Source organism: Luteimonas fraxinea (genome assembly GCF_021233355.1).
Lineage (GTDB): Bacteria > Pseudomonadota > Gammaproteobacteria > Xanthomonadales > Xanthomonadaceae > Luteimonas > Luteimonas fraxinea.
Genome location: NZ_CP089507.1, coordinates 3,574,154 through 3,586,285, shown reverse-complemented (window position 1 = coordinate 3,586,285; position 12,132 = coordinate 3,574,154). Strand labels below are relative to the sequence as shown.

General features: G+C 66.4%; 16 protein-coding genes. 8 read left to right on the top strand and 8 right to left on the bottom strand.

Annotated elements, in window-relative coordinates; translation table 11 throughout:
• Positions 1-3: 3 nt before the first annotated feature.
• The 5 genes from LU699_RS16260 to LU699_RS16240 all read right to left on the bottom strand — a co-directional run bounded on the left by LU699_RS16260 (position 4) and on the right by LU699_RS16240 (position 3,394).
• Positions 4-648: a glutathione S-transferase family protein gene (locus tag LU699_RS16260; RefSeq protein ID WP_232135778.1), complete on the bottom strand. Its 645-nt coding sequence runs from the start codon at positions 646-648 to the stop codon at positions 4-6.
• Positions 645-968, bottom strand: coding sequence for a GNAT family N-acetyltransferase (locus LU699_RS16255; protein ID WP_232135779.1), 324 nt, complete (start codon positions 966-968; stop codon positions 645-647). Before LU699_RS16255 ends, LU699_RS16260 begins: the two co-directional genes overlap by 4 nt.
• Positions 969-981: 13 nt before the next feature.
• On the bottom strand, positions 982-1,293 hold the full coding sequence (locus LU699_RS16250; RefSeq protein WP_232135780.1) for a cupin domain-containing protein: 312 nt from the start codon (positions 1,291-1,293) through the stop codon (positions 982-984).
• 2 nt (positions 1,294-1,295) lie between these two features.
• Positions 1,296-2,459 (bottom strand): acyl-CoA dehydrogenase family protein, encoded by a 1,164-nt coding sequence (locus LU699_RS16245; RefSeq protein ID WP_232135781.1) that lies wholly within the window; start codon positions 2,457-2,459, stop codon positions 1,296-1,298.
• 128 nt (positions 2,460-2,587) lie between these two features.
• Positions 2,588-3,394: a glycine zipper 2TM domain-containing protein gene (locus tag LU699_RS16240; RefSeq protein WP_232580284.1), complete on the bottom strand. Its 807-nt coding sequence runs from the start codon at positions 3,392-3,394 to the stop codon at positions 2,588-2,590.
• Positions 3,395-3,568: 174 nt separating this feature from the next.
• On the opposite strand from LU699_RS16240, the gene LU699_RS16235 reads away from it, so the two are divergent.
• Positions 3,569-3,808, top strand: a complete 240-nt coding sequence (locus tag LU699_RS16235; RefSeq protein WP_232135783.1) for a DUF6116 family protein — start codon at positions 3,569-3,571, stop codon at positions 3,806-3,808.
• Between the two features lie 8 nt (positions 3,809-3,816).
• Complete coding sequence (locus LU699_RS16230) at positions 3,817-4,584, top strand: TatD family hydrolase (protein ID WP_232135784.1); 768 nt, start codon at positions 3,817-3,819, stop codon at positions 4,582-4,584.
• Between the two features lie 154 nt (positions 4,585-4,738).
• Here the strand turns inward: LU699_RS16230 and LU699_RS16225 are convergent, their stop codons facing one another.
• The gene (locus tag LU699_RS16225; protein ID WP_232135785.1) at positions 4,739-5,542 is read right to left on the bottom strand and encodes a tRNA threonylcarbamoyladenosine dehydratase; all 804 of its coding nucleotides are present in this window, start codon (positions 5,540-5,542) and stop codon (positions 4,739-4,741) included.
• A 79-nt stretch (positions 5,543-5,621) separates the two neighbouring features.
• On the opposite strand from LU699_RS16225, the gene LU699_RS16220 reads away from it, so the two are divergent.
• Positions 5,622-6,086, top strand: a complete 465-nt coding sequence (locus LU699_RS16220; protein ID WP_232135786.1) for a hypothetical protein — start codon at positions 5,622-5,624, stop codon at positions 6,084-6,086.
• A 159-nt stretch (positions 6,087-6,245) separates the two neighbouring features.
• Positions 6,246-6,731, top strand: coding sequence for a peptidoglycan-associated outer membrane lipoprotein precursor (locus tag LU699_RS16215; RefSeq protein ID WP_232135788.1), 486 nt, complete (start codon positions 6,246-6,248; stop codon positions 6,729-6,731).
• 69 nt (positions 6,732-6,800) lie between these two features.
• Here LU699_RS16215 and LU699_RS16210 read toward each other — a convergent pair whose 3' ends face one another.
• Positions 6,801-7,010, bottom strand: a complete 210-nt coding sequence (locus tag LU699_RS16210; protein WP_232135790.1) for a cold-shock protein — start codon at positions 7,008-7,010, stop codon at positions 6,801-6,803.
• A 273-nt stretch (positions 7,011-7,283) separates the two neighbouring features.
• Between LU699_RS16210 and LU699_RS16205 the strand changes: the two genes are divergently transcribed.
• The 4 genes from LU699_RS16205 (at position 7,284) to LU699_RS16190 (ending at position 11,403) form a co-directional block, all read left to right on the top strand.
• On the top strand, positions 7,284-7,784 hold the full coding sequence (locus LU699_RS16205; protein WP_232580283.1) for a DUF456 domain-containing protein: 501 nt from the start codon (positions 7,284-7,286) through the stop codon (positions 7,782-7,784).
• A gap of 43 nt (positions 7,785-7,827) precedes the next feature.
• On the top strand, positions 7,828-9,024 hold the full coding sequence (locus LU699_RS16200) for a mechanosensitive ion channel family protein (RefSeq protein ID WP_232135794.1): 1,197 nt from the start codon (positions 7,828-7,830) through the stop codon (positions 9,022-9,024).
• A gap of 2 nt (positions 9,025-9,026) precedes the next feature.
• Positions 9,027-10,181, top strand: coding sequence for a phospholipase A (locus LU699_RS16195; protein WP_232135795.1), 1,155 nt, complete (start codon positions 9,027-9,029; stop codon positions 10,179-10,181).
• A gap of 100 nt (positions 10,182-10,281) precedes the next feature.
• Complete coding sequence (locus LU699_RS16190; protein ID WP_232135796.1) at positions 10,282-11,403, top strand: sterol desaturase family protein; 1,122 nt, start codon at positions 10,282-10,284, stop codon at positions 11,401-11,403.
• Positions 11,404-11,457: 54 nt separating this feature from the next.
• Here LU699_RS16190 and LU699_RS16185 read toward each other — a convergent pair whose 3' ends face one another.
• Entirely contained in the window at positions 11,458-12,093 is a 636-nt protein-coding gene (locus LU699_RS16185; protein WP_232135797.1) for a glutathione S-transferase family protein, read from the bottom strand.
• Positions 12,094-12,132 lie beyond the last annotated feature (39 nt).

Here is a 12,132-nt window from a genome sequence, read left to right as displayed (position 1 = left end):
CCTTCAGTCCGTGGCCGCGAGCCTCGCGGCGTTGACCGGCGCGGGCGCCGGCATGTCGATAAAACCCGGCGTGCCGCGTACGCGCGCGAGCCAGTCGCGCAGCGCCGGATACGGGGCCAGGTCGAAGCCGCCGTCAGGCGCGACGGCCGTGTAAGCGAACAGCGCGATATCGGCCACGCCGTAGGCGTTGCCGGAAAACCACGCGGCGCCGGCAGACAGATGCCCGTCCATCACCACCAGCGCACGATGGCCACGCGCCTGCAGCGCAGGCAGTTCCGCGCGGCGCGGTGAGTCGGCTTCGGTCCAGCCGCGGATGAAACGCGCGACTGCGATCGCGGGCTCGTGGCTGTACTGCTCGAAGAACATCCAGCGCAGCGCCTGCGCGTGCTGCCAAGGATCGCTCGGCAGCAGCGGCGTGCCGGCGGCGAGAAAACACAGGATCGCGTTCGACTCGACCAGTACGCGGCCGTCATCGAGTTCCAGCATCGGCACCTGGCCGTTCGGATTCTTCGCGAGGTAACCCGGCGTACGCGTCTCGCCGCGACTGCTGTCGGTCTCGATCCACGTATACGGCCGGTCCATCTGCTCGAGCAGCAGACGCACCTTGTGGCAGTTGCCGGACGGCGAATAGCCGTAGACCGCGGTCATGCGCGGGTCGCCCCGGCCGCCTGCCACTGCGCGCGGGTTTGGCCACGGAGTTCAACCGCGATCTCGTGCGCCCGCGGCGGCAGGCGCACCGGGCCGCTAGATTTCCCGATCAGGGACAACATCGCGACGCCCTGCACCGCCCACGCGCCCGACATCCGCAGGTATTCAAGCCATGCCGCGCTACGCGGCAGATGGCCGCCGACAGAACGCAAGGCCACCTCGTCGGCCCTAGGCTCCGCATAACGCACGCAATCCTCGAGCCGCGGCAGGCGCAGGATCAGCCGTTCGGTCTCGCGGACAGGGGCAGGCGCGTTTTGCATCGTCGGTGGTCCTTCAAATACTGCCGGCTCTTTCGATCACGAGGATGCGCGCCGCACCGACCGGATGTGCCACGTGGGCATCTCCTACGTCGGCGTGGAACAGGTCACCGGCTTCCAATGCGACGACATGTTCCCCGCTATCGTCGCGATAGTGCATGTCCACGCGCCCATCCAGCACCACGAAGATCTCTTCGCCGTCGTTGACATGCCATTTGTACGGTTGGTCGGTCCAGTGCAGCCTCACGCTCGCGCCTTCGATCACGGCGATATCCAAGGCATCCCAGGCCTTGTCTGCGGTGAACGTGCGTGAGCGGATCGTACGCATGTTCAAAACGCGTTGATGCCGGTCAGCTCACGTCCGACCACCAGCTGATGCACAGTTTCGGTGCCCTCGTAGGTAATCACCGACTCGAGATTGAGCGCGTGGCGGATCGGGCTGTGTTCGGTGGTGATACCGGCGCCGCCGAGCAGGTCACGCGCTTCGCGCGCGATGTCGATCGCCATGCGGCAGTTGTTCCACTTCGCCAGCGACACCTGCGTGGGCTGCATGTTGCCGGCGTCCTTGAGGCGTCCGAGCTGCAGCGACAGCAGCTGCGCGCTGGTGATGCGACGCGCCCAGTCGGCCATCTTGATCTGCGCGCTCTGCGTCGCCGCGACCGGGCGCTCGAACAGGATGCGTTCCTTGGAGTAATTGAGCGCCTCGTCGAGACAGGCGATGGCGGCGCCGATCGGCCCCCAGGTAATGCCGTAACGCGCCTGCGTCAGACAGCCCAGCGGGCCTTTCAATCCCTTGACGTTCGGCAGGCGGTTCGCCTCCGGAACGCGCACGCCATCGAAGTACAACGCGCTGGTCACCGAGGCACGCAGGCTCATCTTGTGTTTGATTTCCTGCGCGGTGAAGCCGGCGAACTCCCGCTCGACGAGAAAACCCTGGATGCCGTCATCGGTCTGCGCCCAGACGATCGCGACGTGGGCCAGATTGCCGTTGGTGATCCACATCTTCGAGCCGTTGAGCACCCAGTCGTCGCCATCGCGTTTCGCATGGGTCTTCATGTTCGCCGGATCCGAGCCGCCGTGCGCTTCGGTCAACCCGAAGCACCCGATGACTTCACCTTTGGCCATATCCGGCAACCAGCGCCGGCGCTGTTCCTCGCTGCCGTAGGCGAAGATCGGATACATGCACAGCGAGGACTGCACGCTGGCGAAGCTGCGCAGTCCCGAATCGCCGCGCTCCAGTTCCTGGCAGATCAAGCCGTAGCTGACCGAGTTGAGGCCGGCGCAGCCGTACTCTTCCGGGAGTGTCGCGCCGAGCAGGCCAAGGCTGGCCATTTCAGGCACCAGTTCGTGCGGGAAGCGCGCCTGGTCGAAGCAGTCGCCGATGATCGGCAGCACGCGCTCATCGGTGAAACGCGCCACCGCGTCCTGCACCGCCCGCTCCTCGTCGGACAACAGCGAACGCACGTCGTACAGATCGTAGGGATGCAGGGCCATGGCGGATCGTCCCGGAGGGTGATCGGCCGATTGTATCGGTGGCAACGATCGCGTGCCGGGCGGACCCCGGACATGCGAAGGGCCGGCATTGGCCGGCCCCTCGGGTCATGCGAACAGACGCTGGGGCGTTACTGGCGGGCCGCCGACGACGTATCGGCCGACGTGTCGAGTGCAGCCGTCATGATGCGGCCGTTGATCACCGGCAGACGCTCTTCCGGGCGCTCGTCCATGCGGATCGTGCGCTCGGTGCCGTCGTAGACGTAGGTCACGTCGTAGCCGACCGTGCGCTCTTCGTCGCCCAGCAGGATGCGGTTGCCGGGCTTGGCGTCGGTGCGCATCGAACCGGTGGTGCCGTCCGGATTGCGGTAGCTGACGTTGTAGGCGACCACACGAGAGGACTGCGAGGAGTCCTGCACGGTGCGGCACTGGCGGTCGACGCGTTCGGTCACGCGGCCACCGACGTGGTTGCGGTCGACGCGGTTGCCGACGAAGCCACCGGCGGTCGCGCCGGCTGCGGTCGCCAGCTTGCGGCCGTTGCCGCTGCCGATCTGGTTGCCGACCAGCCCACCGACCAGCGCACCGACGACGGTGCCGCCAACGTTGCCGTCGCGCTCGGGCAGACGCTCCTGCACCACGACGTCCTCGCAGACTTCGCGCGGCGAGTTGCTGGTCATGGTCTCGCGGATCGGCTCGCTGCCGAGCACCGTGGCGTAGAGCTGTCCGGTCTCGGTAACCGGGCGGACATCGACGACATCCGCGTACTCCAGCGCAGCGCGTGTTTCGCCGACGGGTTCGCCGGTCTTCGCGTCGATGGCGCCAGCGACGTCCGCACCTGCGATCGGGTCGGCCGCGTCGCGGCTGTTGTGATACGCACCGACGGCCACGCCACCCACGAGCAGGGATGCCAATGCAATCGCGATCGTGTTGCTCTTCATCGCTCTCTCCTTTCGACCTGGACGGCCTGTTTCGTTCTTGGTGCCGATTGCAGCATCCGGATGCTGAACAGCCGCCGGAAATTGGCCCTCCAGGCTGACGACCCGCTAAACCGGGGTTGCGGAATGGCGTGCTAGCGTCCATCTGCCCTCTGTATTCCGCCGTTGGAGCCTGCCGTGCGCAAAGTACTGTCCGCCCCGCTCATCGCCTGGCTGTCGCGGCTGAGCTACCCGCGCATCTTCATGGTGACCGCCGTGCTGTTCGGCGTGAACCTGCTGATTCCCGACCCGATCATCCTGATCGACGAGGTCCTGCTTGGCCTGGCGACCGTGGTGCTGGCCAAACGCAAGCGCACGCCCAAGCCGGGCGACGACGCGCCGCGGCCGCCGTTCGATGGCGAGGCGCGTCGTTCCTGAGCACCGCGATGCTGGTCGACAGCCATTGCCATCTCGATGCACCGGAGTTCGATCCCGATCGCGACGCCGTCGTCGAACGTGCGCGGCAGGCCGGGATTGCGCATCAGGTGATCCCGGCGACACATGCGCAGGCCTGGCCGAAGCTGCGTGAGGTCTGCGCGGCCGCGGCCGGCCTGCACGCGACCTACGGGCTGCATCCGACTTTCCTCGCCCATCATCGGCCCGAGCATCTCGACGCACTCGCCGAATGGGTCGAACGCGAACGGCCGGTCGCGATCGGCGAGTGCGGGCTCGATCATTTCGTCGAAGGCCTCGACGCCGACGCGCAGTTGCATTACTTCGAAGGCCAGTTGCGGCTCGCGCATGCGCACGACCTGCCGGTGATCGTGCATGCACGACGCGCGGTGGAGGAGACCATCGGTCTGCTGCGCCGCTTCGACGGCCTGCGCGGCGTGGTCCACAGCTTCAGCGGCAGCCCGGAGCAGGCGGCGCAGCTGTGGAAGATCGGATTTCTGATCGGACTCGGCGGGCCGCTGACCTATGACCGCGCGAAGCGTCTGCATCGCGTGGTCGCGGACATGCCGCTTGAACAACTGCTGCTCGAGACCGACGCACCCGACCAGCCCGATGCCGACCATCGCGGCCAGCGCAACGAGCCCGCGCGACTCACACGTATCCGCGACGTGGTGGCGCAGCTGCGCGGCATCACGCCCGATGAAGTCGCCGCGCAGACCTCGCGCAATGCGCTGGCGCTGTTCCGGATCGAAGCGGCCTGAAACGCCCGCTCAGAACCTGTCCACGATCTTGCTGCGCTTGCCGGATGGCGCGCGTGCGGTGCTCGAAATGCTCATGTACCCGCACGTACACTGCGCTTTCTGCGCTCCGCCACGCGCCATCCGGCTGCGCTCGCGACAGATCGTGAACAGTTTCTCAGGCCGCAGCGTCGGCCGAGGGCTTGAGCAGCAGCTCGATCGCGCGGCCCACGGCCGCGAACGCAAAGGCGCCGGTGATATGCGTCGCCGCGCCCAGCCCGCTGCCGCAATCGAGGTTCAATGCCGCGTCCGGGCCCAACTGCGGGCGGATGCCACAGACCGTGCCGTCCGCCTGCGGATAGCGCACGTTCTCCAGCGAGTAGATCGCCGAGACGCCGAAGTAGCGTTTCGCCGTCTTCGGAAAATTGAACTCCGCGCGCAGCTTTTTGCGGATCAACGCGAGCATCGCGTCGTGCTCGGTGCGCGACAGATCGCGCACGCGGACCAGGGTCGGATCGATGCGACCACCGGCGGCGCCGACGGTGATCACCGGCAACTTGCGGCGACGGCACCAGGCGATCAGTTCGACCTTGCTGCGGAAGCTGTCGCAGGCATCGATGACGAGATCGAACCCGCCGCCCAGCATTTCTTCCAGATTGGTCGGCGTCACGAAGGCCTGCACGGCGTGCAGCTCCATCGAAGGATTGATCGCGAGGCAGCGCTCGGCCATCGCCTCGGCCTTGTTGCGACCGTATTGCCCCGCGAGCGCTGGCAGCTGGCGATTGGTGTTGGACACGCAGATATCGTCGGCATCGATCAGTGTCAGCGCGCCGACCCCGGTCCGCGCGAGCGCTTCGGCGACCCACGAGCCGACACCGCCCAAACCGACGACCGCGACATGCCGCTGCAGCAGGCGCGTGACGCTGCCCTGCCCGTACAGCCGTTCGATGCCGGAAAATCGTGTGCGTGCGTCTTCGTCCATGCGCACAGTTTAACGGCGGCGGGCGGCGCACGGCCGCGTGCTAAGGTCGCGCCGCCCAGCGCCCCGCCAGGAATCCGCGATGTCCACCACACCTCCGACCGCCACCCTGCCGCCCCGCTCGCCGTCCTCGGCGGCAGGCTATCTGGTGGTGTTCGCGATCGGCCTGCTGGTCGGCGTCGTGCTGATCGTGGTGATGCTGCGCACCTTCGATGCCCGCAAGACCTGGCAGGACCGGTATCCCGCCGCGCTGATGCAGCTCTACCGGGCGCAGATGGCGCAACTGTCGGGCGATCTGGATTCAAACCGCTGCGCACTCAGTGACGCCCTTCCTCATCTGCAAACGATGCGTGCCCTGTCAACCGATCTCGAACCCGCCTTCCCCGACCTGCGTGACCATCGCGGCTTCGTCGCGCACGCCGCCAACGCGCGTCGCACCCTCGACGCTGCGCTGGCGACGCCGCCTGCGGACTGCGCCAGCCTGCGCATAACGATCGACGCGATCGGTGAGACATGCGGCGCCTGTCATCAAGACATGCGCGGCTGAAGCCAACGGCGTGATTCGACTGAACGGGCGCTGCATGTTTCCGGCTCACGCGTCGGAATTGCTGCGGCATTCACGCGGAACTGCCTAGCGTTGCCCCGTCGGGTTGATCAAGCCCGCGCTCCCTACAGAATCCTGCGCAAGCAACCGGAGGTTAGCCCCATGAAGACTGGTCTGATCGGAACCGCCTCACTGGCCGCATCCATCGCCCTCGCCGGCTGCGCGACCTCGCCCGGATACGGCAACGGCTACGGCAACAGCGGTTATGGCAACAGCGGCTATGGCCGTCCCGCGAACTGCTACGACTGCGGCACCGTCACACGCATCGAAACCGTCCGCGGCAACAGCAATCCCAATATCGCCGGTCCACTGATCGGTGGCGTTGTCGGTGCAGTCGCCGCGAAGGAACTCGCACGTCGCAACACCGACAGCGAAGGTCGTCGCAACGTCGCGATCGGCGCTGGCGCGATCGGTGGTGCTGTCGCCGGCAACGCGATCCAGAACCGCACCGAGGGCGGCGGCGCACACTACAACGTCCACGTCCGCATGCAGGACGGCCGCACGACGGTGCTGTCGCAGAGCGACGTCGGTGGACTGCGCGAAGGTTCGAATGTGCGCGTGCAGAACGGTCAGGCCTACGCCTACTGATCTGCGCCACGCACGGACAAGAAAAAACCCGGCGCAGGCCGGGTTTTTTCTGGCTCGAATCCGTCCGAATCAGAGCGGATTGACAGCGTCCGCCTGCAGACCCTTCTGACCCTGCACCACTTCGAACGAAACCTTCTGACCTTCCTGCAACGACTTGAAGCCGGTGCCCTGGATGGCGCGGAAATGCACGAATACGTCTTCACCACTTTCGCGGCTGATGAAGCCGAAGCCCTTGGCGTCGTTGAACCACTTGACGGTGCCTTCTTCGCGAGTTGCCATGCTGCAGTCTCTCCCTGAAACGTTTCGATAGTTGATCGATGGAACGCCTGATGCGGCGGCTGGTTGCAAGGAGAACACGGGTGCGACGATGCAGCGGACCGGGTGGGACGAGCCAACACGAATCTACTTCACGCAGGGTCACGGTTCACGGTGACCTTGACAAACACAGCGATCGCAAAGTACCCCGCTGTTTATGAAAATGCAATCCGGGCTCACCCCATCTTTTCGCGACCGCCGGAACCGGGTTGCGACGCCGTTTCGAGGAGCTGCAACGTGGACCTGAGTGCCCTGTTCTATGTGCTCGCGGCACTGCTCGTTTTGGTCGGTCTGGCCGGTGTCGTACTGCCTGCATTGCCGGGCGTGCCCTTGATGTTCGCCGGCATGCTGCTCGCCGCGTGGGCGGATGGCTTCGAGCGCATCGGCGTCTGGTCGCTGGTCACGCTGGGCGTGCTGACGGCGGTGTCGTTCGTGGTCGACTTCTGGGCGACGGCGGTCGGGGCGAAACGTGTCGGTGCGAGCCGGCTCGCACTGGTCGGCACGATCGTCGGCACCTTCGTTGGTCTGTTCTTCGGATTGCCGGGCCTGTTCGCTGGCCCCTTCGTCGGCGCCGTGATCGGCGAACTGATCAGCCGCCGCGATCTTCGGCCGGGTGGCCTGGGCCAGGCGACGCGCGTCGGCGTCGGCACGTGGATCGGCATCGCGATCGGCGTGGCGCTCAAGCTCGCGCTCGCGGTGCTGATGCTCGCGGTCTTCGCATTCGCCTGGTGGTGGTGAGTGCACTATCGTCGCGCTTCAGCCCACGACGACCGCCCGCCACATGCCCGACACCGCTTCGCTTTACCCTGCGCGACCGCGCCTGACCGCCGTATTCGCGGGCGCACTGCTCGCCGTGCTGGCATGTGCGTTCGCCACACCGACCCATGCCGCGCCGGCCGCGGCACCCTCTGCTGCCGCGCGGACCGCACCGGCAGATCCTGACGCCGCAGCCGCGAATGCAGCCGCGCCGGTCGCGGTCGTCCAGGACGTGGATGTGCGCACCCGTGTCGACCAGGTCTACGACGAGGCCGAAGCGCGCGTGCTGCGCCTGGTCGCGAACCTGCCATTGCTGCTCGCCGCCGCGCTGATCGTCTTCATCGCCTCGTGGATCGGCGGCTTTGTTTCGCGACGCCTGCACTGGCTGCGTCTGCGCACGCGCAATCCCTATCTTGATGGTCTGATCCGGCGCGCGGTGCGCACGGTGATCCTGCTGATCGGCATCCTGATCGCGCTGGACCTGCTCAATGCCACCGCGCTGGTCGGCGCGATGCTCGGCTCGGCCGGCGTGCTGGGTCTGGCCCTGGGTTTCGCGTTCAAGGACATCGCCGAGAACTACATTGCCGGCATCCTGCTGAGCCTGCGTCGCCCGTTCGAACCCGGCGAGATGGTCAAGATCGACAGCTTCGAAGGAAAGGTCGCTTCGCTCAGCGCGCGCACCATGACGCTGATCACGCTCGACGGCAACGAACTGCGTCTGCCCAATGCGCTTGTATTCAAAGCGGTGGTTCTCAACTACACCAGCAACCCGAAACGGCGCTTCGATTTCACCTTCAACATCGATGCCAGCCAGTCGATCCGCAAGGCCCATGCGGTCGCGATGGCGGAGATTGCCAGCATCGAAGGCGTGCTCACCGATCCCGGCCCGTCGTGGACGGTGGTCGAGTTCGGCGCGAACGGTGTGGTGCTGCGTTTCTTCGGCTGGGTGGACCAGCGCCACAGCGATCTGGGCAAGACCCGCAGCGAGGCGATCCGCCTTGTGAAGGGCGCGTTCTGGCGCGACGGGATACAAGGGCCGAAGACCACGACACATGTGGTGCTGGCCAGGGAAGAGGAAACCGCCACACCGGCGGCAGTCGACCACGAGCCGGCCACCAGCGCCGGCGTCGATACCTCGGTCAACCGGGATATCGACCGCCAGGTCGCCGAGGTGCAGAGTACCGACGAAAGCAACCTCCTCACGCTCAAGGACGCGACCTGATCATGCGACCCGCTTATCTCCTTCCTGCCGCTCTGGCCGCAGCCACCGGCCTGGCCCACGCGCAGACGCCCGAGGTGCCGACCGCCGCGCCGAACGCGCCCGCGACCATGGAAGCCTGTGTCGCGCTCGAGCAGGACGCCCAGCGTCTGGCCTGCTTCGACTCGATGACCGGCCGCGGCGCACGTACCCCGCAGCAGGCCGACACCGAGGCTGCCGTGGCGCGCGAACTGCGCAGCAATCCCGCGGTGCGCGCCGACGCGCTCGCCGAGGGCACCGCCTCGCGCAGCCTCTATGCCCACGATGGCGGCGACCGGCTGACCGATGCGATCGCCAACGCCGGCCAGGGTTCGCTGCTCGACAGCCGCTGGGAACTGGCCAAGGATTCCAAGCTCGGCATCTTCAATCTGCGGGCCTACAAGCCGGTCTATCTGCTGCCGGCCTTCTGGACGTCGGACGTCAACCAGACGCCGTCCTCGCCCAATCCCGAGAACACGGTGACCACCTCGCAGGGTCTCGACAGCCTGGAAGCGAAGTTCCAGCTGAGCTTCAAGACCAAGGCGGTGGAAAACCTGTTCGGTACCAATGGCGACATCTGGATGGGCTACACCCAGAGCTCGCGCTGGCAGGTCTACAACACCGAGGAATCGCGCCCGTTCCGCGAGACCAACTACGAACCCGAAGTGCTGATGGTGTTCCGCAACGGCTACAGCCTGCCCGGCGGCTGGCATGGCCGCATGGCTGCGATCGGCGTCAACCACCAGTCCAACGGCCGCGGCGATCCGCTGTCGCGCAGCTGGAACCGGGTGATGTTCAATTTCGGATTCGACCGCGAAGACTGGGCGCTGGTCGTGCGCCCGTGGGTGCGTATCTCGGACGGCAGCGAGGACGACAACCCGGACATCGAGGACTACATGGGGCGTGGCGACATGACGCTCACCCACGTCCGCGGTGGTCACGTGTACACGCTGATGGGCCGGCACACGCTGCGCGGCGGCGAACGCTCGCGCGGTGCGCTGCAGTTCGACTGGGGCTTCCCGATTCACCGCAATTTCCGTGGCCACCTGCAGGTGTTCAACGGCTACGGCGAAAGCCTGATCGACTACAACCACAAGGCCACCTACGTCGGCCTGGGCATCTCGCTGCTCGACTGGTTCTGAGGCACGTCCCCTGCGGCCTGACGCCGTCGTCGTCCCACCCGGGCGGCGGCGGCGCGTTCTGTCCTATGCTCGGCAGCGTCTCCCGTCGCCCGGTTCACGCATGGACGCTGTCGCTCCCCGCCCCCGCCGTTCGTTCTTCGCCTACGCATCGGCCCTGCTGGGTCTGCTCAGCGTGTTCGGTGTGGTGTGCTTCCACTTTCCCGAACTGCTGACCAGCCGCGAGTTCCGCGCGGTCTACAACGAAGGTTTCGCCCGGCACCTGCTGCTGGTCGGTCTGGTCGCGGCTTTCATCCTCGGCACGCTGGCGATCCTGCGCGACCGCAACCGCCGCATCGCGACGGTCGGCGTGGGCAGCGCGACGCTCGCGGTGCTGCTCGGCGGCACCAACGTGCAATTCGACAGCATCGGCGCGACGCCCTACTCGCTGGGGCTCGACTGGTTCGTGATCTCGCTGTTCTTCTCGGCGCTGGTGTTCGTGCCGCTGGAGCGCTACCTCGGCAAGCGACGCATGTCGCCGCTGCGCCGCGGCTGGCGCACCGACATCGCCTACTTCTTCATGAGCCACGTGCTCGTGCAGTTCATCCTGATCCTGGTGACCGCGTCGACCTCGACGATCGCCGGACTCGCGGTGTTCCCCGCGCTCAAGGATGCGATCCAGTCGCTACCGGTCTGGGCGCAGTTCCTGATCGCGGTGTTCGTCGCTGATCTCGCCCAGGCCCTGCTGCACCGCGCGTACCACAACGTGCCGTGGCTCTGGCGCTTCCACGCCGTGCACCACTCCAGCCGCGAGATGGACTGGCTGGCCGGCTCGCGCATCCATTTCGTCGAGATCGTGCTGACGCGCAGTTTCGTGCTGCTGCCGCTGCTGGTGCTGGGGTTCTCGACGCCGGCGGTCAATGCCTACGTGATTCTGGTCGGTCTGCAGGCGGTGATCGCCCACGCCAACATCGGCGTGCGTTTCGGCTGGCTCGAATACCTGCTGGTGCTGCCGCGCTATCATCACTGGCACCACGCCCGGCAGCAGGACTACATCGACGTCAACTACGCGATCCATCTGCCGCTGATCGACATGCTGATGGGCACGTTCAAGCTGCCGCGCGACCAGGCGCAGTGGCCGGAAGAATACGGCGTCATGAAGCTGGAGACCGTGCCGCAGGGCATTGTCGAACAGCATCTGATGCCGTTCCGCGGCAAGAAGACGTTCGACGACTACGTCGATTGACGGTTGTGCCCGCGACGACGGGTCACGTCCGCAGAACCGCGGTGCGACTCTCGCTCAGGTCCAGTCGGTAATGCCTTCGCGCCGATAGGTCTCGTGGAACGACGGCAGGGCTTTCATCAGACCTGCGTGGCGGGCCAGTTCCGGCCAGCTGTCCGCGGGGCGAGGCATATTGCGCGACCAGCGCATCAGCATCGTCAGCAGGAAGTCGGCCGCCGAACGCTGCGCGCCCAGCAGATAGGGGCCTTCAGTGCGCAGATGATCCGCCACCTGCTGCCAGGCCTGTTCGATCTTCGCGCGCGCCTGTTCCTGGGCGGCGTCCACATGCGTCTCTCCGGCAGGTTCGCCGGGATAGAACCAGTCGCGATAGGCCGGCTGCAGGGTATTGGCGCAGAAGAACATCCAGCGGTAGTACTGCGCACGCACGGGGCTGCCCAGCGGCGGCGCCAGGCCCGCTTCGGGATGCAAATCGGCGAGCTGCAGGACGATCGCGGCGGCTTCGGTGATCGCCTCACCATCCACGACCAGCGTCGGCACACGGCCCGCCGGATTGAGCGCCAGGTATGCATTCGACTTCTGCTCGCGCCTGTCGAAATCCAGCAGGTGCAACGCGTGCGACACGTCGAGTTCGATCAGCAGCCAGTGGACCACCAGCGACGCGGTGCTCGGGGCACCGTAGAGCACGACGGACATGACGACCTCCGGTCTGGAACTGGAATGCACCGCCGGCGA